At 73.0% G+C, this 17260-nt stretch carries 14 protein-coding genes and 1 riboswitch; of the genes, 10 read left to right on the top strand and 4 right to left on the bottom strand.

Annotation, left to right across the window (positions count from 1 at the left end; translation table 11 throughout):
• Positions 1-22: 22 nt before the first annotated feature.
• On the top strand, positions 23-742 hold the full coding sequence (locus ACXNSR_RS36565; protein WP_458639633.1) for a ZIP family metal transporter: 720 nt from the start codon (positions 23-25) through the stop codon (positions 740-742).
• A 21-nt stretch (positions 743-763) separates the two neighbouring features.
• On the opposite strand, the gene ACXNSR_RS36560 is transcribed toward ACXNSR_RS36565, so the two are convergent.
• Positions 764-2254, bottom strand: a complete 1491-nt coding sequence (locus tag ACXNSR_RS36560) for a S1 RNA-binding domain-containing protein (RefSeq protein WP_458639632.1) — start codon at positions 2252-2254, stop codon at positions 764-766.
• Positions 2255-2344: 90 nt separating this feature from the next.
• Between ACXNSR_RS36560 and ACXNSR_RS36555 the strand changes: the two genes are divergently transcribed.
• Positions 2345-3277: an aminoglycoside phosphotransferase family protein gene (locus ACXNSR_RS36555; protein ID WP_458639631.1), complete on the top strand. Its 933-nt coding sequence runs from the start codon at positions 2345-2347 to the stop codon at positions 3275-3277.
• Between the two features lie 125 nt (positions 3278-3402).
• On the opposite strand, the gene ACXNSR_RS36550 is transcribed toward ACXNSR_RS36555, so the two are convergent.
• The 3 genes from ACXNSR_RS36550 to aceA all read right to left on the bottom strand — a co-directional run bounded on the left by ACXNSR_RS36550 (position 3403) and on the right by aceA (position 7267).
• A complete protein-coding gene (locus ACXNSR_RS36550; protein ID WP_458639630.1) occupies positions 3403-4290 on the bottom strand; it encodes a 3-hydroxybutyryl-CoA dehydrogenase in 888 nt (295 codons plus the stop codon).
• Positions 4287-5879: a malate synthase A gene (gene aceB / locus ACXNSR_RS36545; protein ID WP_458639629.1), complete on the bottom strand. Its 1593-nt coding sequence runs from the start codon at positions 5877-5879 to the stop codon at positions 4287-4289. Before aceB ends, ACXNSR_RS36550 begins: the two co-directional genes overlap by 4 nt.
• Positions 5880-5980: 101 nt before the next feature.
• Positions 5981-7267 (bottom strand): isocitrate lyase, encoded by a 1287-nt coding sequence (gene aceA, locus ACXNSR_RS36540; protein WP_458639628.1) that lies wholly within the window; start codon positions 7265-7267, stop codon positions 5981-5983.
• A 388-nt stretch (positions 7268-7655) separates the two neighbouring features.
• Between aceA and ACXNSR_RS36535 the strand changes: the two genes are divergently transcribed.
• The 8 genes from ACXNSR_RS36535 (at position 7656) to ACXNSR_RS36500 (ending at position 17186) form a co-directional block, all read left to right on the top strand.
• Positions 7656-9071, top strand: coding sequence for a short-chain fatty acyl-CoA regulator family protein (locus ACXNSR_RS36535; protein WP_458639627.1), 1416 nt, complete (start codon positions 7656-7658; stop codon positions 9069-9071).
• A gap of 101 nt (positions 9072-9172) precedes the next feature.
• A riboswitch (cobalamin riboswitch) is annotated at positions 9173-9343 on the top strand.
• Between the two features lie 205 nt (positions 9344-9548).
• Positions 9549-11048, top strand: coding sequence for a CoA-acylating methylmalonate-semialdehyde dehydrogenase (locus ACXNSR_RS36530; protein ID WP_458639626.1), 1500 nt, complete (start codon positions 9549-9551; stop codon positions 11046-11048).
• Positions 11045-12199: an acyl-CoA dehydrogenase family protein gene (locus ACXNSR_RS36525; protein WP_458639625.1), complete on the top strand. Its 1155-nt coding sequence runs from the start codon at positions 11045-11047 to the stop codon at positions 12197-12199. Before ACXNSR_RS36530 ends, ACXNSR_RS36525 begins: the two co-directional genes overlap by 4 nt.
• Positions 12196-13293: an enoyl-CoA hydratase/isomerase family protein gene (locus tag ACXNSR_RS36520; protein WP_458639624.1), complete on the top strand. Its 1098-nt coding sequence runs from the start codon at positions 12196-12198 to the stop codon at positions 13291-13293. Before ACXNSR_RS36525 ends, ACXNSR_RS36520 begins: the two co-directional genes overlap by 4 nt.
• Positions 13290-14192 (top strand): 3-hydroxyisobutyrate dehydrogenase, encoded by a 903-nt coding sequence (gene mmsB / locus ACXNSR_RS36515; RefSeq protein ID WP_458639623.1) that lies wholly within the window; start codon positions 13290-13292, stop codon positions 14190-14192. Before ACXNSR_RS36520 ends, mmsB begins: the two co-directional genes overlap by 4 nt.
• On the top strand, positions 14189-14962 hold the full coding sequence (locus ACXNSR_RS36510) for an enoyl-CoA hydratase (protein WP_458639622.1): 774 nt from the start codon (positions 14189-14191) through the stop codon (positions 14960-14962). Before mmsB ends, ACXNSR_RS36510 begins: the two co-directional genes overlap by 4 nt.
• Before the next feature lie 152 nt (positions 14963-15114).
• Positions 15115-15801 carry a response regulator transcription factor gene (locus ACXNSR_RS36505; RefSeq protein WP_458639621.1) on the top strand — a complete coding sequence of 229 codons (687 nt, stop codon included), beginning with the start codon at positions 15115-15117 and terminating at the stop codon, positions 15799-15801.
• Positions 15798-17186, top strand: a complete 1389-nt coding sequence (locus ACXNSR_RS36500) for a HAMP domain-containing sensor histidine kinase (protein WP_458639620.1) — start codon at positions 15798-15800, stop codon at positions 17184-17186. The genes ACXNSR_RS36505 and ACXNSR_RS36500 overlap by 4 nt, the downstream gene beginning before the upstream one ends.
• The last annotated feature ends 74 nt before the right edge of the window (positions 17187-17260 follow it).

Below are 17260 nucleotides of genomic sequence, written 5' to 3'. Positions count from 1 at the left end.
GGACGGCCGTCCAGGAGGTCCGATGAACGCTCTCGCGGCGGCCGGATGGGGTGCTCTGGCGGCATTCTCCCTGGTCATCGGCGCCTGGCTGGCGCTGCGCTGGCGTCCGTCGACGAGGGTGACCGGACTGGTCCTGGGGTTCGGCGCGGGAGCGCTGATCGCGGCCGTGGCGTACGAGCTCGTGCCCCGGGAGCGCTTCGAGAGCGCGTGGGACTTCCTGGCCGTCGGCGTCGGCGCCCTCACCTTCTTCCTCCTCGACGGAGCCGTGGCCCAGAAGGCCACGACGCAGCGATCGGCCGGGAGCGCGCACAACGCGAACCGCTCCATCGTGCTCGGTGCCCTGCTCGACGGGATACCCGAATCCCTGGTGCTGGGGATGGGCCTGGCCGCCGGCGGCTCGATCAGCGTGCCGTTCCTGGCGGCGGTGTTCCTGTCGAACCTCCCGGAGAGCCTCGGCGCCACCGCGGGCATGCGGGAGGAGGGACGGCAGCCGGGCGTGGTGTACCGGATCTGGTGGGGCATCACGGCGATCTCGGGCGCGTGCGCCGCGCTGGGCTACGGGCTGGTGGGGTTCGTCCCCGGCACCGAGGGCCGGCTGGTACAGGCGTTCACGGCCGGGGCGGTCCTGACCATGCTCGCGAACTCGATGATGCCGGAGGCCTACGAGCTGGGCCGCAGACTCGCGGGCCTGTCGACCGTGCTCGGCTTCGCGGCCGCCGGGGCGCTCTCCCTCCTGGATTGAGCACCACCGGCGGCCGCCCGCTCAGGCCTCCGGGGCCGGGGAAAGGCCGATCCGGCGCCGCTCCAGGTCCACGGCGCGCAGGGTGACGCGTACGCCGTCCCCTGCCTCGAAGGTCCTGCCGGCGAACTCGGTCTCGTGGACCAGGCCCTCGACACCCGGTGCGATGCGCACGAACACACCGAACGCAATGGTCCTGGTGACGGTGCCGGGGAAGGTGTCGCCGACCCGGAGGGCTTCGGCGAGGCCGCGCCAGGGGTCCGGGTGCAGTGCCTTGACGGACAGGCTCGCGCGCTCCCACTCCAGGTCGACGTGGAGGACCTCGGCGCGGATCCGCCGGCCGATCGGGGCCACCTCGTCCACGTCCTCGAAGGACTCCCAGGACATTTCGGGGACGCGCAGGAAGCCCAGGGGCCACCCCTGCTCGTCTCCCGGCTCCAGGTCCAGGTCCACGTGCACGCCGACGTCGTCCAGGCCGCTCACGACGGTGCCGGTCACCACGTCCCCGGTCCGCAGCGACCCGAGCAGGGCCCGCCGCTCGTCGGCCGGGGTGCGGTTCGTGCGCCAGCGGGCCCGTACGACGCCGTCGGCGTCCGGCAGCACTCCGGCGAGCAGGGGGCGGCGATCGGCCGGTGCCAGCGGGACCAGGCCGGCCCGGCACCCCGGACCGCTCCCGATCACCGGGAAGGCGATGTCGGTGCAGCCCATCCAGGGCTCGGCGAGGCGCGCCCAGGGGATCCCGTCGGGACGCTGCTGGACCAGGAGTTCGAGCCGTTCCGAGCGCAGGACGGCGGCGCGGACCGCCTCGATGTCGTCGGTAAGGTCCGGCCACACCGCCAGCCGGGCCCGCGGGGTCAGCAGCGCTCTCACCCCGGAGATCTCGGCGGCCGTGGTCGGCCGGTGCCAGCGGTGGTCGCCGCCGGCGTACCGCTCCTCGACCAGCACCCCGCCGTGCTCGGCGACCAGGCGGTGGAGCGCCGTCCAGAAGGCCGCGTCCGCGGGCGGCTGGGGGTCGGTCTCATCGAGGGCGGGGTCGTACGGGGAGCGTTCGACCGGTTCGACGGTCAGGCCCGATCGGCGGGCGTGCGCCGCGGCCTCCGCGTACGCGGCAGGACCCCCGACGTAGAGGTCGTTCCGTTCCCCGACGTGGAGGAAGAACCCTTCCTCGGTGTGCAGGCGGCACCAGGGGCCTTCGCGCAGCAGCACGGCCCGCAGCAGTTCCAGGCCGGTGTCGAGCGGAACGCGCGCGCCGTCGTGGTAACCGGACGGTGGGAGCGGGCCGGACGAGCCGGGCCGGTGGGGAGGGAACAACCTCGCCAGCGATGGGGCGCTCGGGGCCGGGCGGGACCGGAAGGAGAAGAACCCCCGCGCCATCGGGTTGTCGATCGTCAGCCGGTCGGCGCCGGCCTGAAGAGCGAAGCGGCGTGCGGCGGCCACGAAGTCCTCGGCCATCTGCTCCCGGAGGGCGAAGGGGACGGCCGCGGCGGGGGTGAGTCGGTGGGTGACGGGCGGCATCTCAGCGCCCCCGGCGGCTCGAAGTTGCCCCGAGGGCCGGTCGTGGACGGACAGGAATCCGGATCATGCGGCCCAGCGTAAGGTACCGGGATGATCGAGACACCGGAAATGTTCACGCGCTGCACCGTCGAGCGCGAGGGAGCGGCCGGATCCGCATGGCTCGCCGAACTGCCGCTGATCGTCGACGAGTTACTGGAACGCTGGGAGTGCGTACCGGACGGCGAGGTGATGCACGGGGGCGTCGGGATCATCGTTCCCGTGCTGCGGCGGGACGCGGAGCCGGCCGTGCTGAAGGTCTCCTTCCCGCATCCCGGCAACGTCCACGAGCCCGACGCGTTCGAGGCGTGGGGCGGGCGCGGAGCCGTCCTGCTGCACGAGCGCGACGACGAGCGTTTCGCGATGCTGCTGGAGCGGGTCCGGTCGGTCACGCTGGAGGGGGTCGGGGACGGCGACGAGGTGATGACGGTGGCGGGGCGGCTCAGCCGCCGGCTGGCCGTCCCGGCGCCGGCCCATCTCCCCCGGCTGCGGGAGCAGGCCGACTCCTGGGAGGAGCAACTACGCCAGGACGAGAGCGAGTTGGCACACACGCTGCCGCGGTACGTGGTGGACGCGGCGGTGGCGACCGTGCGCGAGCTGGGGCGCACCCAGCCGGACGTCCTGATCCACGGCGACCTGCACGCCCGGAACATCCTGCGGGCGGAGAGGGAGCCGTGGCTCGCGGTCGATCCCAAGGGCTGTGCGGGAGACCCCGCCTACGACGGCGGCACGCTGCTCAAGACGCGCGCCCTGTCGCTCATCGAGGCCGAGGACCTCGGCAAGGCCGTCCACCGCACCCTGGACCTCTTCGTCGAGGCCGCGGAGCTCGAACGCGAACGCGTCCGGCGCTGGGCCCAACTCCACGCGGTGCAGGCCGCCTTCTGGGCCCGCCGGCACGGCTTCCGGGTCGCCCGCGGCGGCCCGCTGCTCGACCGGATCACGGAATTCGCCGACCACCTGGCGCAGTTGCTGACCCGGCCCGCCTGATCGCGGCCGGCGGTCCCGGACTCCGGTACGCGGAGCGGCGCGGGTGCGGCGACACCACTCGCCCCACCCGCGCCACTCCCGTACGTCTCCGGCGCACCCTCTGCCCTGGAGACCGCCGGGGCCCCTCAGCCCCGGCCGTATGTGTGGAACCCGCGGCCGCTCTTGCGGCCGAGCAGACCCGCCTGCACCATCCGCTGGAGGAGCGGGGGCGGCGCGTACAGGGGTTCCTTGAACTCCTCGTAGAGGGATTCCGCGATGGCCGCGACGGTGTCCAGGCCGATCAGGTCGGCGAGTTTGAGCGGGCCCATCGGGTGGGCGCAGCCCAGTTCCATTCCGGCGTCCACGTCCTCGGTGGATGCGAACCCGGATTCGGCCATGCGGATGGCCGAGAGGAGGTAGGGGATCAGCAGCGCGTTGACCACGAAGCCGGCCCGGTCCTGGGAGCGGACGGTGGTCTTGCCCAGGGTGTCGCGGGCGAAGGCCTCAACGGCGTCGAGGGTGTCGCGCGAGGTGTGGAGGGAGGAGACGACCTCGACCAGAGGCAGGACGGGGACGGGGTTGAAGAAGTGCAGGCCCACGACCCGGTCGGCGCGGCCGGTGGCCATGCCCAGGCGCATGATGGGAATGGCGGAGGTGTTCGTGGCGAGGATCGCCTCCGGGTCCGCCACGATCTTGTCGAGTCCGGCGAAGACCTCGATCTTGGCTTCGGGGTTCTCGGTGACGGCCTCGACGACGAGCTGCCGGTCGGCGAGATCCTCCAGGTCGCCGGTGAACACGAGCCGGGCCAGGGCGTCCTCGGCGGAGATCCGGTCCAGTTTGCCGCGCTGCACGGCCCGTTCGAGGGAGACGGCGACGCGCTCCCGGGCGACCCGGGCGGCGGTGGCGTCGGACTCGGCGACGACGGTGTCGAGGCCTGCCCGGGCGCACACCTCGGCGATGCCGGCGCCCATCTGGCCGCCGCCCACGATGCCGACCCGGCGGATCGACGCGATCGGTGCGATCGGCGGGGTCATGAGTGGTTCTCCGTCCGGCGGACGAGGTGGCGGGTGTAGGCCTCGGGGGTGAAGAAGGCGGGCAGGCGCGGGGTGAGCGCGCTGTTCACGAAGACCTCCCTGGCCTCGGTGACCCGGGCCCGCGGGTTCTCCTCCTCCAGGGCCGCGCATTCGGCGTCGAGGAGGTCGAGGACCGTCGCCCGGTCGATACGGTCGTGGCGCAGCCACTGCCAGATCTGGACGCGGGCGATCTCGGCGGTCGCCGCGTCCTCCATCAGGCCGTACAGGGCCACGGCGCCGCTGCCGCGCAGCCAGGCGTCGAAGTAGCGCAGGGCCACGGCGACGTTCGAGCGGATGCCCTCCCGGGTGGGGGGCGCGGCGATCCGGCGTACGGACAGCAGGTCGGCCGCCGTGATCTCGACGTCCTCGCGGGTCCGGTCCAGCTGGTTCGGCCACTCCCCCAGGACTCCGTCGAAGACCTCGCGGCAGACGGGGACCAGTCCGGGGTGGGCCACCCAGGAGCCGTCGAAGCCGTCCTCGGCCTCCCGCTCCTTGTCGAGGCGCACCTTGGCGAAGGCGGCGGCGTTCGCCTCCGCGTCCCGGCTGGGGACGTGGGCGGCCATCCCGCCGATGGCCTGGGCGCCGCGCCGGTGGCAGGTGCGGACCAGCAGCTCGGTGTAGGCCCGCATGAAGGGGGCGGACATGGTGACCTCGGCCCGGTCGGGCAGCTGGAAGTCGGTGCGGTGGCCGAAGGTCTTGATCAGGCTGAAGAGGTAGTCCCAGCGGCCCGCGTTCAGTCCCGCGCTGTGCTCGCGCAGCTCGTGGAGGATCTCCTCCATCTCGAAGGCGGCGGTGATCGTCTCGATGAGGACGGTGGCACGGACGGTGCCGCGGGGGATGCCGAGAAGTTCCTGGGCGAGGAGGAAGACGTCGTTCCACAGGCGCGCCTCGTACCGGTTCTCCAGCTTGGGCAGGTAGAAGTACGGGCCGTGGCCGGCGTCGATCTGCCGCTGGGCGCAGTGGAAGAAGTACAGGCCGAAGTCGACGAGGGACGCGGACAGGGGCCGTCCGTCGATCTCCAGGTGCTCTTCGAGGAGGTGCCAGCCGCGCGGTCGGACCATGATGGTCGCGAGCCGCTCGCCGAGGCGGTATTCCTTGCCCTCCGGGGTGGTGAAGTCGATGCGGCGTTCGATGGCGTCGAGCAGGGTCAGCTGGCCGCCGATGACGTTGGCCCAGGCCGGGGCGGTGGCGTCCTCGAAGTCGGCCATCCAGACCTTGGCACCGGAGTTGAGGGCGTTGACGGCCATCCGCCGCTCGGGCGGTCCGGTGATCTCGACGCGGCGGTCGGTGAGGCCGGGCGCGGGCGGGGCGACGCGCCAGTGCGTGTCCTCGCGGAGGGCGCGGGTGGCGAGGGGGAAGTCGAGCGGGGTGCCGCCGGCCAGGTGGCCCGAGCGGCGGTCGCGTTCCTTGAGGACCTCCAGGCGGCGGTCCGCGAACGCGGTGTCGAGCCGTCCGATGAACTCCAGGGCCTCGGGGGTCAGGATCTCCTCGAAGCGCTCACCCGGCGCACCGAGGACCTGGACGCTGCGGGTCAGTGGAGAGAGGGGCATGCGGTTCTCCTCAGCGGGGGCGGTGGGCGGTGCCCGAGGGGAAGTCCCCCGGGCACCCGTCGGAAGGAGTCGGCGAAGGGACGGCCGGATGGTCGGACGGTCTAGTGGAACTGCTCTTCCTCGGTGGAGCCGGAGAGCGCGGTGGTGGAGGAGGCCGGGTTGACGGCGGTGGAGACGAGGTCGAAGTAGCCGGTGCCGACCTCGCGCTGGTGCTTGACGGCGGTGAACCCCTGGGCCTGGGCGGCGAACTCGCGCTCCTGGAGGTCGACGTAGGCGGTCATGCCGTGTTCGGCGTAGCCGCGGGCAAGGTCGAACATGCCGTGGTTGAGGGAGTGGAAGCCGGCCAGGGTGATGAACTGGAAGCGGTATCCCATCGCGCCGAGCTCCCGCTGGAACTTGGCGATCTGGTCGTCGTCGAGCGCGGCCTTCCAGTTGAAGGACGGCGAGCAGTTGTAGGCCAGCATCTGGTCGGGGTACTGAGCGTGGATCGCCTCGGCGAACTCGCGGGCCTGCTCCAGGTCGGGGGTGCCGGTCTCCACCCAGATCAGGTCGGCGTACGGGGCGTAGGCGAGGCCGCGGGCGATGACCGGGGCCATGCCGTTGCGTACGTGGTAGAAGCCCTCGGCGGTGCGCTCGCCCGTGCAGAACTCCGCGTCGCGCTCGTCGACGTCGCTGGTCAGGAGGGTGGCCGCGAGGGCGTCCGTGCGGGCGATGATCAGGGTCGGGGTGTCGGCGATGTCGGCCGCCAGGCGGGCCGCGTTGAGGGTGCGCACGTGCTGCGAGGTCGGGACGAGGACCTTGCCGCCGAGGTGGCCGCACTTCTTCTCGGAGGCCAGCTGGTCCTCGTAGTGGATGCCGGCCGCACCCGCCGCGATCATCGCCTTGGTGAGCTCGAAGGCGTTCAGGGGGCCGCCGAAGCCGGCCTCGGCGTCCGCGACGATCGGCGCGAGCCAGTCCGTCGTGTCGGTGCCGCCCTCGGCGGTGGTGATCTGGTCGGCGCGCAGCAGCGCGTTGTTGATGCGGCGCACCACCTGCGGGACCGAGTTGACCGGGTACAGGCTCTGGTCCGGGTAGGTGTGCCCGGCCTGGTTCGCGTCGGCGGCCACCTGCCAGCCGGAGAGGTAGATGGCCTGGAGTCCGGCCCGCACCTGCTGGACCGCCTGGCCGCCGGTGAGCGCGCCGAGGGCGTGGATGTAGTCCTGCTCGTGGAGCTGTCGCCACAGCCGTTCGGCGCCGCGCCGGGCCAGCGTGTGCTCCTCGCGGACGCTGCCCGAGAGCCGCACCACGTCCTCGGCCGTGTAGGTGCGCTCGATGCCCGCCCAGCGGGGGTCTTCGGCCCACCGCTGCCCCAGCTGCTCGGCCGCCGCCGTCGTGTTCGCCTCTGCCATGACCGTCACCGTTTCCATCCGTCGCTGGTCTTGCCAATGTGCCGGGTCATGAACCCGATGTCTTGGCACTCTGTGCCTGATGTGGAGCTGCGGCCGCCGAACCCGACCATGGGCCGAAGCTGAGCAATGCTGCCGAACCGCCGGATCGAACCGCCTGGATGGCCGAAATCAGGGCGTGAATCGGGCCAGTCGGCTCGTCCCGGCCGCCGTGTCCGGCGGGCCGCAGCACCGACTCTGACACTGACACTGAGTGCCATCAAGGAGGTACATCTGCCAAGCTCTGCGAATCTTCGGCCCCGGAATTGCCAAGGTTGCGAAGCTCGTCGGCCGCGAAGATCGCCGTATCCTGGCGGCGCGTGTCCGGTCCGGCAGACGGTGAGGGAGTGCGGTGGGCAAGACGTACGCGGGAGCGCGGCTGCGGCGGCTGCGCGAGGAGCGGCGGATGACCCAGGCCGACCTGGCGCGGGTGCTCGCCATCTCCCCCAGCTACCTCAACCAGATGGAGCACGACTCCCGGCCGCTCACCGTTCCGGTCCTGCTGCGCCTCACCGAGGCCTTCGGCGTGGATCCGGGCTTCTTCTCCGAACGCGACACCAGCCGGCTGGTCGCCGACCTGCGCGAGGCGCTCGCCAACGAGGTGGCCGAGGCCCGCGTCTCCCCCTCCGACCTGGCCGAACTGGCCACCCGTATGCCCGCGGTCGCCTCGGTCCTGCTGGACCTGGGCCGGCGCAGCCAGCTCCTGGCCGAGCGCCTCGCCGACGCGGCCGACGGCCGGGACCTGGCCGCCGACAGCCCGCGCTCGCCCCACGAGGAGATCCGCGAGTTCTTCTACCGGCGGCAGAACTACCTGCACGACACCGACGTCGCCGCCGAGGACCTCGCCGCCGCGATCGGCATCCGTCCGGGGGACGTCATCGGCGCGCTGGCCCGTCGGCTCTCCGACCGGCACGGGATCCGGACGGCCACGGACTCCGACCGGCTGCACCACTACGACCCCGCCGCCCGGGTACTGCACCTGTCGAACCGGCTCCGGCCGGGGCAGCAGGCGTTCCGGATGGCCACCCAGCTGGCGCTGATCGAGTACGGGGACGAACTGGACCGGCTGGCCGCCGAGGACTTCCCGCCCGGCACCCCCGTCCACGCCCTCGCGCGGATCGGCATCGCCAACCACTTCGCGGGCGCGCTGATCCTCCCGTACCGCGCCTTCCACGCGGCCGCCGAGGAGTTCCGCTACGACATCGAGCGGCTCACCGACCATTTCGGCATCGGCTACGAGACGGTTTGCCACCGGCTGAGCACCCTGCAACGGCCCAGGCTGCGCGGGGTGCCCTTCTCCTTCGTCCGGGTGGACCGGGCCGGGAACATGTCCAAGCGGCAGTCGGCGACCGGATTCCACTTCTCCCGCGCGGGCGGTACCTGCCCGCTGTGGAACGTGTACGAGGCGTTCGCCGCGCCCGGCCGCATCCACGTCCAGGTGGCCGCCATGCCCGACGGGCAGCGGTACCTGTGGACCGCCCGGGCCGTCACCCGCCACCGCGGCGGCTGGGGCGAGCCCGGCAAGACCTTCGCGATCGGGCTCGGCTGCGAGATCCGGCACGCCTCGCGGCTCGTGTACGCCGACGGGCTGGACCTCGACAACGCGGCGGCCGCCACCCCCATCGGCATGGGCTGCCGCCTGTGCGAACGGCTCGACTGTCCGCAGCGGGCCGTGCCGCCGCTCGGGCGGGCGCTGGCCGTCGACGAGAACAGCAGCACCTTCGTCCCGTACCCGGTGACCAGGAACGACGTCCCGGCCCGGGGCTGAGCGGGCGTCAGCCCACGGACGGCACGACCGGACGGGCGGCGCGGCCGGACGGAAGGCGCGCGGCGGCGGCCCTGGACTTACTAGGACGTCCAACTATATGTTCGTGCCACAAGGTCCGCGGTGCAGGGAAGCCGGTGAGAAACCGGCACGGTCCCGCCACTGTGACCGGGGAGTGTGCTGCCGTCCACACGCCACTGACGAGGTCTGTCGGGAAGGCGGGCAGCACGCGGGGATCCGGGAGTCAGGATACCGGCCGCGGATGTTCCGTGTTGTCCACGAGGATGGAGCAGACACGCATGGCACCGGTTTGTACCCACGACCCTGGTGATCCGGCGGAGCGCGCGCACACGTTCGCACGCTCGTAGGTCGTCCCTTTCGACCCAGTCCCACGGCCTTCCCCTGCGGCGCACCCGATCGGGTGCCGCCCGCCGGTCGGCCGTGCCATCCCCGGATCCAACCTGACGAGAGCAGGCACCCATGGTCCGTGAACTCACCCATTTCATCGGCGGCAAGCACACCACCGGATCCTCCGGCCTCTTCACCGACGTGTACGACCCCAACACCGGCTCCGTCCAGGCCCGCGTCCCGCTCGCGGGGCGGGCCGACACCGAGGCCGCCATCGCGAACGCCGAGGAGGCGCAGGCCGATTGGGGGCAGTGGAACCCGCAGCGCCGCTCGCGCGTACTGCTGCGTTTCCTCCAGCTGGTCGAGGGCGAACGCGACTCCCTCGCCCGGCTGTTGTCCTCCGAACACGGCAAGACCGTCGCCGACGCCCACGGTGACCTGCAACGCGGGCTGGAGGTGGTCGAGTTCGCCGCCGGTGTCCCGCACCTGCTGAAGGGCGAGTTCACCGACAACGCGGGCGCCGGGATCGACGTGCACTCCCTGCGCTCGCCGCTCGGCGTGGTCGCCGGGATCACCCCCTTCAACTTCCCCGCGATGATCCCCCTGTGGCAGGCCGCGCCCGCCCTGGCCTGCGGCAACTCCTTCGTCCTGAAGCCCTCCGAGCGCGACCCCTCCGTACCGCTGCGGCTCGCCGAACTGTTCCTGGAGGCCGGCCTGCCGCCCGGCGTGCTCAATGTGGTCAACGGCGGCAAGGAGGCCGTCGACACCCTCCTCGAGGACCCGCGCGTGCAGGCCCTCGGCTTCGTCGGCTCCACCCCGATCGCCGCGCACGTCTACGCCACCGCCGCGGCCCACGGCAAGCGCGCCCAGTGCTTCGGCGGAGCCAAGAACCACATGATCGTGATGCCCGACGCCGACCTCGACCAGGCCGTGGAAGCCCTCATCGGCGCCGGCTACGGCTCCGCGGGCGAGCGCTGCATGGCCATCGCCGTCGCCGTCCCCGTCGGCGAGGAGACCGCGAACGCCCTGGTGGCCAAGCTGGCGGAGCGCATCGCCACCCTGCGCGTGGGCCGCTCCGACGATCCCGAGGCCGACTTCGGGCCGCTGGTCGGCCGGGAGGCCCTCGACCGGGTGAACCGCTACGTCGGCATCGGGGCCACGGAGGGCGCCGAACTCGTCGTGGACGGCCGCGGGTTCACCCTGCCCGGACACGAGAACGGCTTCTTCGCCGGTCCCACCCTCTTCGACCGCGTGACCCCGCAGATGCGGATCTACCGCGAAGAGATCTTCGGCCCGGTGCTGTCCGTCGTGCGGGCCGCCGACTACGAGGAGGCCCTGCGCCTGCCCACCGAGCACCCGTACGGCAACGGCGTCGCGATCTTCACGCGCGACGGCGACACGGCGCGCGACTTCACCCGCCGGGTGGGCGCCGGCATGGTCGGCGTCAACGTGCCGATCCCCGTCCCCGTCGCCTACCACACCTTCGGCGGCTGGAAGCGGTCCGGCTTCGGCGACCTGAACCAGCACGGCCCGGACTCGATCCGCTTCTACACCCGTACCAAGACCGTCACCTCGCGCTGGCCCTCCGGAGCCAAGGAGAGCGCGAGCTTCACCATCCCGACGATGGGATGAGCCCGGTGACCCTCACCCTCAGCCCCGATCAGCTCGCCCTCGCCGAGGTCACCCTGGACTTCGCCCAGGAGCAGCTCGGCCCGTACGCCGTCACCTGGGACCAGGACAAGCACTTCCCGCTGGACGTGATCCGCAAGGCGGCGGACCTCGGGCTCGGCGGCGTCTACGTCCGCGAGGAACACGGCGGCAGCGGTCTCGGCCGCGGCGACGGCGTCCTCGTCTTCGAGACCCTCGCCACCGGCTGCCCCTCCATCGCCGGATACCTCTCCATCCACAACATGGTCGCCTGGATGATCGACCGGTACGGGGACGCGGACCAGCGGGCCCGCTGGCTGCCCGATCTGTGCTCCGCACGGTCGCTGGGCAGCTACTGCCTCACCGAACCGGGCGCCGGATCCGACGCGGCCCGGTTGCGCACCCGGGCCGAGCGCACGCACGACGGCTACGTCCTGACCGGGGTCAAGCAGTTCATCTCCGGCGCCGGCGCCGCCGAGGTCTACATCGTCATGGCGCGCACCGGCGAGGAGGGCCCGGGCGGCATCTCCGCGTTCGTCGTCGAACGCGCGGACGCGGGGGTCTCCTTCGGCCCGAACGAGCGGAAGATGGGCTGGAACGCCCAGCCCACCCGCCAGGTGGTCCTCGACGGGGTCTGCGTCCCCGCCGGCCGGCGGCTCGGCGCCGAGGGCGACGGCTTCCGGATCGCCATGAACGGCCTCAACGGCGGCCGCCTCGGCATCGCCGCCTGCTCGCTGGGCGGTGCGCAGAGCGCGCTGGACCGCAGCCTCGCGTACCTGGCCGACCGGGAGGCGTTCGGGGCCCGGCTGCTGGACGCCCAGGCCCTGCAGTTCCGGCTCGCCGACATGGCCACCGAGCTGGCCGCGGCCCGCGCCCTGGTCCGCCAGGCGGCCGACGCGCTGGACCGGGGCGACCCGCTGGCTCCGCAGCTGTGCGCGATGGCCAAGCGGTTCGCCACGGACACCGGCTACGCGGTGGCCGACCGGGCCCTGCAGCTCCACGGGGGCTACGGCTATCTGAGCGAGTACGGCATCGAGAAGATCGTCCGCGACCTTCGGGTCCACCAGATCCTGGAAGGCACCAACGAGGTCATGCGCATCATCGTCGCCCGCGGGCTCACGGAGGCCCTGCGATGAACCACGGATCCACCGGGGACGACGGCCACGACCGGGACCACGTGCTCCTGCGGACCGAGGGCCGCACCGGATACATCACCCTCAACCGCCCCAGGGCCCTGAACGCCCTCACCCACGCCATGGTGCTGCGCATCGACGAGGCGCTCGCCGGCTGGCAGGACGACCCGGACGTCTCGGCCGTCGTCATCGCGGGCGCCGGTGAGCGCGGCCTGTGCGCGGGCGGCGACATCCGCGCGATCCACGAGGACGCCCGCACGGGCGGTACGGCCTCGGCCGGCTTCTGGCGCGACGAGTACCGGCTCAACGCCCGCATCGCCCGCTACCCCAAGCCGTACGTCGCCCTCATGGACGGCATCGTCATGGGCGGCGGCGTCGGAATCTCGGCCCACGGCACCGTACGGATCGTCACGGAACGCTCCCGCGTGGCCATGCCCGAGACCGGCATCGGCTTCGTCCCCGACGTCGGCGGCACGTACCTGCTGGCGCTCGCTCCCGGCGAACTGGGCACCCATCTGGCCCTGACGGGGGCGCAGGCCGGGGCGGCGGACGCGCTGCTGTGCGGGCTCGCCGACCATTTCGTGCCCTCGGAACTGCTGCCGCGGCTGGCCGCGGACCTGGCGGGGGCCTCCGTGCACGAGGTGCTGGAACGGTACGTCGGTCCGGCGCCCGCCGGCGGGCTCGACGCCGACCGCGCATGGATCGACCACTGCTACGCGGCGGACACGGTGGAGGAGATCGTGGAGCGCCTGCTCGACAGCGGCGCCCCGGCGGCGAAGGAGGCCGCCGCCACGCTGCGGACCAAGTCGCCCACGGCGCTGAAGGTGACCCTGGCCGCCCTGCGCCGGGTGCGCGTGCTCGGCCCGCTGGAGCGGGCCCTGGAGCAGGAGTACCGGATCTCCTGCGCGGCGCTGTCCTCCCCCGACCTGGTGGAGGGGATCCGCGCGCAGGTCATCGACAAGGACCGCAGCCCGCGGTGGTCGCCGCCCTCCCTCGCGGAGGTGGGTCCGGCGGACGTGGAACGGTTCTTCGCCCCGCTCGGCGCGCGCGAACTGCAGCTGTCCCGGACGGATTCGACTCAGGAGGTGCCCTGGTGAGCAGGACCGTGGCGTTCGTCGGACTGGGCCGCATGGGCGGCCCGATGGCGGCCAACCTGGTGAAGGCAGGACATCGCGTCCTCGGCTTCGACCTGGTGCCGGAGCTGCTGGCCACCGCCGCCGCGACGGGGGTGGAGCCGGCCGTGTCGGCCGCCGCGGCGGCCGCCGAGGCCGATGTGGTGATCACCATGCTCCCGGCGGGCGGACACGTCCTCGCCCTGTACGGGGAGGGCGGGCTGCTGGCCGCCGCGCGGCCCGGCACCCTGTTCGTCGACTGCTCGACCATCGACGTGGCCGACGCGCGGGCGGCCCACGAGGCCGCCGGGGCGGCCGGTCACCGGTCCCTGGACGCGCCCGTCTCGGGCGGGGTGGTCGGCGCGGAGGCGGCGAGCCTCACCTTCATGGCGGGCGGCGGCGCCGAGGAGTTCGCGGCGGCCGAGCCGGTGCTCGGCGCGATGGGCAAGAAGGCCGTGCACTGCGGGACGGCGGGCGCCGGACAGGCGGCGAAGATCTGCAACAACATGATCCTCGCCGTCTCGATGATCGGGGTGAGCGAGGCCTTCGTCCTCGCCGAGAGCCTCGGCCTGGACCACCAGGCGCTCTACGACGTGGCCTCCACCGCCTCCGGCCAGTGCTGGGCCCTGACCGTCAACTGCCCGGTGCCCGGACCGGTCCCGGGCAGCCCCGCCAATCGTGACTACGTTCCCGGCTTCGCCGCGCCCCTCATGGCCAAGGACCTCGCCCTGGCGGCGAACGCCCTGCGGGCCGGCGGGGTGGCGGCGCCACTGGGACTGAAGGCCGCCGAGCTGTACGCCGACTTCGCCGCCGGCGAGGGCGCCGGCCTCGACTTCTCGGCGATCGTCCACACCCTGCGACCCCGGAACGGAACACCCGCATGACCTACAAAACCATCCTGCTGGAGCGCAAGGGGCGGGTGGCCGTCCTCACCCTCGACCGGCCGGAGGCCCTCAACGCCCTCAACCTCCGGGTCATGACCGAGGTGGTGGCCGCCGCGGAGGAACTGGACCGGGACCCGGAGGTCGGCTGCATCGTCGTGACCGGCTCCGCGAAGGCCTTCGCGGCGGGCGCCGACATCAAGGAGATGCGGCCGCGCACCTACATGGACATGTACCTCTCGGACTGGTTCACGGCGTGGGACCGGCTCGGCCAGGTGCGTACGCCCACCCTCGCGGCGGTCTCGGGCTACGCCCTGGGCGGCGGCTGCGAGCTCGCCATGATGTGCGACATCCTGCTCGCCGCGGACACCGCGAAGTTCGGGCAGCCCGAGATCAAGCTCGGGGTGATCCCGGGGATCGGCGGATCCCAGCGGCTCACCCGGGCCGTCGGCAAGGCCAAGGCCATGGAACTGTGCCTGACGGGCCGCACCATGGACGCGGTCGAGGCCGAACGGGCGGGTCTGGTGTCCCGGATCGTCCCGGCCGACGAGCTGCTGTCCGAGGCCCTCGCGGTCGCCGAGACCGTCGCCGGGATGTCGAAGCCGGTCGCGATGATGGCCAAGGAGGCCGTGAACCGGGCCTTCGAGACCACGCTCACCGAGGGCGTCCGCTTCGAGCGCCGGCTGTTCCACGCGGTCTTCGCCACGGCCGACCAGAAGGAGGGCATGTCCGCCTTCGTGGACAAGCGCCCGCCCCGCTTCGGCCACGGCTGAGGCGGCGCGTGCTCCGGGCAAGGCGCGCACGCGCCGTACCCGGAGCACGGTCGGCGCATTGTTCGGGGAATGTACGGATGGCGGCGCGCCCGCCGGAAGGGCGGAGCGGCGCGGTTAGCATCGGTGCTGCCAACCGCGGCTGAAGGGCAGTGATGACGGAGTCCAGGGGCCTCGTGCTGATCGTCGAGGACGAGCGCCACATCTCCGACGTGCAGCGCCTCTATCTGACCCGGGAAGGCTTCGGTGTCCACGTCGAGGCCGACGGCGCCGCCGGTCTCGCGGCCGCGCGGCGCATGCGTCCGGTGGCGATCGTCCTGGACATCGGCCTGCCCGGTATGGACGGCATCGCCTTCTGCCGCGCCCTGCGGGACGCCGGTGACTGGACACCGGTCCTGCTGGTCACCGCCCGTGGTGAGGAGGCCGACCGGATCCTCGGCCTCGAACTCGGCGCGGACGACTACCTGACGAAGCCGTTCTCGCCTCGCGAGCTGGTCGCCCGGGTCAAGACCGTACTGCGCCGGGCGGCGGGCCCGCCCGGACCGCCGCCCGGGAACGGCGGCCGGCTCAGTGTGGACCCGGTCAGCCGCACCGTGCGCCGCGACGGCGAGCCCGTCGAGCTCACCGCGACCGAGTTCAATCTGCTCGCCCACCTGCTCCGGCACGCGGGCCAGGTCTTCACCCGTGAACAACTGCTCGCCCAGGTGTGGGGGTACGCCGGGTACCGCGACACCCGCATGGTCGACGTCTTCGTCTCGCAGGTCCGCGCCAAGCTCGGCGACGCGAGCCCGATCCGTACGGTCCGCGGCGTGGGGTACAGCGCGACGGCCCCCGGCCCGTGAACGGCGCCCCCCGCACCGGGCCGCACCGCGGCTCCCTCGCCCGCAAGATCGTGGTGCTGACCACCGTGGTGGCCGCGCTCGCGGTGGCCCTGACCGGGCTGATCGCCTGGCAGACCGCCGCGCACGGCGCCGAACAGCGCGAACGCGACCAGCTGACCCGGCAGGCGAAGGTCCTCAGCCGGCTGCCTGCCGTGTCCGAGGCGCTGTTCACCGGCGCCCAGGTCCTGGCGGGGCCCAACGAGGTGCAGCTCGCGGTCATCACCGCGGACGGCACCGTGCGCGGAACCGCCGGCCCGGCCGTCGACCGGAGGTCCAGGTCGGCCCTGCTGGCCGGGGATCCGGTCTCCACCACCGGCATCCTCGGCGGTCAGGAGGTACTGCTGGTGGGGCAGCCCGGCGTACGCGGCGGCGCCGTCGTGCTGACCGAGCCGTACGCGGTCGTCACCGAGAACACGAGCCGGATCCGCCGCAACGTGATCGTCCCGCTGGTCTTCGGCATGCTCGGCGCGGCCCTGGCCGGAGCGCTCCTCGCCCGCCGGATCGCCCGTCCGCTGGTGACGGCCGCGCAGATCGCGCACCGGCTCGCCGACGGCGAACGCGGCGTACCGGCCCCGGTCGACGGGCCCCGGGAGACCGCCGACATCGGGCGCGCCCTGAACGTCCTGGACGCGGCGCTGGCCCACAGCGAGAACCGCCAGCGGGAGTTCCTGCTCTCGGTCTCCCACGATCTGCGCACCCCGCTGACCGCGCTGCAGGGCTACGCCGAGGCGCTCGCCGACGGCCTGATCGAACCGGACCGGGTGTCCGAGGTCGGCGGCATCCTGGCCGACGAGACCCGGCGTCTGGACCGGTTCCTGGGGGACCTGCTGGACCTGGCCCGGCTGGAGGCCGACGACTTCCGCCTCGACGTGGCCCCGGCGGACCTGCGCGCGCTGGTCTCGGAGGCCGCCGCGTTCTGGACCGGCCTGTGCGCACGCCACGGTGTCGATCTGCGGCTCGAACGGCCGCAGGCGCCCGTCGTCGTCGCGACGGACGCCTTCCGGGTCCGGCAGCTGATCGACGGCCTGGTGCAGAACGCGCTGCGCGTGACGCCCGGGGGCGCTCCCCTGGTCCTCGCCGTCCGCCCGGCCGCCGCGGGCGGCGGGGCCGAGCTGCAGGTCCGCGACGGCGGGCCGGGCCTGACCGACGACGACGTACGCGTCGCCTTCGACCACGGCGCCCTCCACGAGCGCTACCGGGGCACCCGCCCGGTCGGCAGCGGGCTGGGGCTGGCCATCGCCCACCGCCTGACCGGCCGGCTCGGCGCCGTCATCCGCGTCGAGGGACACGGCCCGGAAGGCGGTGCCTGCTTCACCGTCACCCTCCCGCCGGCCCCCGCCGCCTGAGCACCCGGGTGCCGCGGCGGCTCCCTTACCTTCCCCGAACAATGCGCCCACGCCTCCCTTACACACACCGCGCA

It is taken from the genome of Streptomyces sp. NC-S4, assembly GCF_054353315.1.
The sequence above is the reverse complement of the archived record's forward strand: the minus strand, read 5'-3'. Positions and strand labels throughout refer to the sequence as shown.